The 2196-nt window shown below is 70.8% G+C and carries 2 protein-coding genes; both read right to left on the bottom strand.

What is annotated here, in order from left to right:
• Window positions 1-29: 29 nt before the first annotated feature.
• A complete protein-coding gene (locus ACFC09_RS45985; protein ID WP_376539180.1) occupies window positions 30-1577 on the bottom strand; it encodes an ISKra4 family transposase in 1548 nt (515 codons plus the stop codon).
• Window positions 1574-2059 carry a hypothetical protein gene (locus tag ACFC09_RS45980; RefSeq protein WP_376539178.1) on the bottom strand — a complete coding sequence of 162 codons (486 nt, stop codon included), beginning with the start codon at window positions 2057-2059 and terminating at the stop codon, window positions 1574-1576. The genes ACFC09_RS45985 and ACFC09_RS45980 overlap by 4 nt, the downstream gene beginning before the upstream one ends.
• Window positions 2060-2196: the final 137 nt, after the last annotated feature.

The following is a 2196-nucleotide window of genomic DNA, read 5'->3' as shown; positions in this document are numbered from 1 at the left end:
GGGTGCAGATCTTCTGAGGGTGCTGTCGGTCAGGCGGTGGGTATGACCTGGTCGCGGTAGCGCGTCTGGTGGTTGCGGATGAGTTCCTGCTGCTGGTGCCAGGCCCAGTAGGCGTCGAAGTCGCCGTTGGCACGGACGGCACGCAGCTTGAGCACGGCTTCAGCTCCGGACAGGCCCCAGCGGGCGCCGGTGATGTCCAGGCGGTCTTTGACCAAGTGCCGGCAGGCTCCCTCGATGATCCCGGTGGCGATCGGCCAGCCTCGTTCCAGGGCGGTGTCGTAGCGCAGGTACTCGGCCTTGCCGGTCAGATAGTTCACGGCCTCGTCGATGCCCTTACGCTGGGCACCCCGCAGTCCAGCGGCGCGGGCGGCTTCCCCGATTGCGGCGGCGGTCTGCTGCACGCCGCCGCCCAGCAGGGCGCGGGCATGGCGGGCGACCCAGCTCTCGGCGGAGGCATCGCTGGCCTCGTGCAGACACCACGCCGCTCGCCACAGATATTCGAGCACGTGGATCAGGTCGACGATGATGTGGACGTCCACGCCACGCCGTTGTGCTTCCGCCTTGATGAGGCCGATCTGATGGCGGGCCCCGTCGACCAGGATCACCCAGCAACGGCGGTGGCCGGGGTCGCGGTGCTCCGCCTGGGCGAACACGGCGGCCACCACCTGCGCGGCGGTGTCGTTCACCGAACCGCACAACCACTTCGACCGGGCCTTCGGCCCCAGGCGGCGCTCGGGCGCCGCGCCGTGGGCGTCGTCGTCCTGCCGGTCGGGATCGGTGATGATGTCGTCGACCGTGCGTGGCGCGGGTTCGGCATCGTAGACGGCTCCCAGAGTGGCCATCCGTTTCCTGCCGTGTTTCTCCCCGGACGCCAGCCGGGTCCTCATCGCATTCCCGCCCTTGGCGGCCGCGGCCCTGGCGGTATCCTCACGCAGCGCTTCGGGCCTTATCACCACGCCCTTGCCGTCGACCGACAGGATCAGTGGCGTGGTGTCGGTGCAGGGGGTGGGCACGAGGGCGTCGTAGAACGCGTCGATGTCCGTTGCGGCGCCGATGGCGAGTTCCTGGACCTGCCGGTGCCCGATACCCGAGTCGGTGTGGGCGTTGATCCGCTCGCAGGCGTCGGCGAAGCTGCCGCGTGCGGACTCGATCGCGGCGAGCCTGGCCAGCCCGTGCGAGTGCATCCCGTCCGGCAGGTTCAGCACCGCGTCGGCCGGGTGCAGGTCCGCCACGCCGGTGCCGCGGTAGGCGATCCGGACCACGGTGACCTTGCCGAACACCGTGGCCAGCATCCGGCGCCGGCCCCGCTCGATCCGGGTGCGCCCGACACCGGCGGCGTCCACGACTTCCTGCCGGCGCGCCTCACTGCCGGCCCGCAGTGTCAGATGGTCCTGGAACAACTGCCGGGTGACCTCGCGCATCCGCGCCCCCAGCAGGTCCTCCAACTGCGCGTGCGTCATCACCGCCGCCTGCTGGGCCGCCAACTCCGCGGTCACCTGAGCGAACAGGCCCGCCGAGGCGGCGAAAGCATCCTCGCACTCCGCGAGCGCGCCACCGGCCGATCCCGCCGCGCTCACCACCCCAGCTCCCGGCCGTCGACCTTGAACAGCCCGGACGACGGCTCGGCCAGGATCCCGCGCTCCACCAGCCGCTTCAGCTTCGAGCGCATCCCCTCGACGTGCCGCGGCTCAGTCCCCAGACCCAAGTGCTGGCAGACCTCCTTGCAGCGCATCGCCGCCCCCGAGGCCGCGAACAAGGCGATGATCTCCCGGTACTCCGGCGACATCACCGTCGCGTCCAGTTCCGCCTCGGCCTTCACCAGCGCCACGGCGACCCCGCCGACGCTCGCTCCGCCCGTGCCATCCACACCCGGCGGCATCGGCGAGGACGGCGCGGCCAGCACCTCCTCCACCGTCTCCCGCGCGATCTGCAACCGCGCCAGCCGCTCCTCGGCCCGTGACAACTCCTCGGACAGACCAGCGATCTGCTCACGCAGCCGCTCGGCCTGGCCCAGCACCTCGACCCGCCTGGACTCCAACGCCTCCATCAATGACGGCACACCACACCCACCCTCGCTCAGCACCCGCACGCCTCACGGCGGGCTCGACCCCGGCGACGGTAGAAGTCGGCACGACCGGCCTCATTCCGAACCCCTGCGAATCACTCCAACGAGGCACCCACAGAAGATCTGCGCCC

It is taken from the genome of Streptomyces sp. NPDC056161, assembly GCF_042268025.1.
GTDB lineage: Bacteria > Actinomycetota > Actinomycetes > Streptomycetales > Streptomycetaceae > Streptomyces.
Note: the sequence above shows the minus strand (reverse complement) of the source record. Positions and strands in the feature narration are given on the sequence as shown.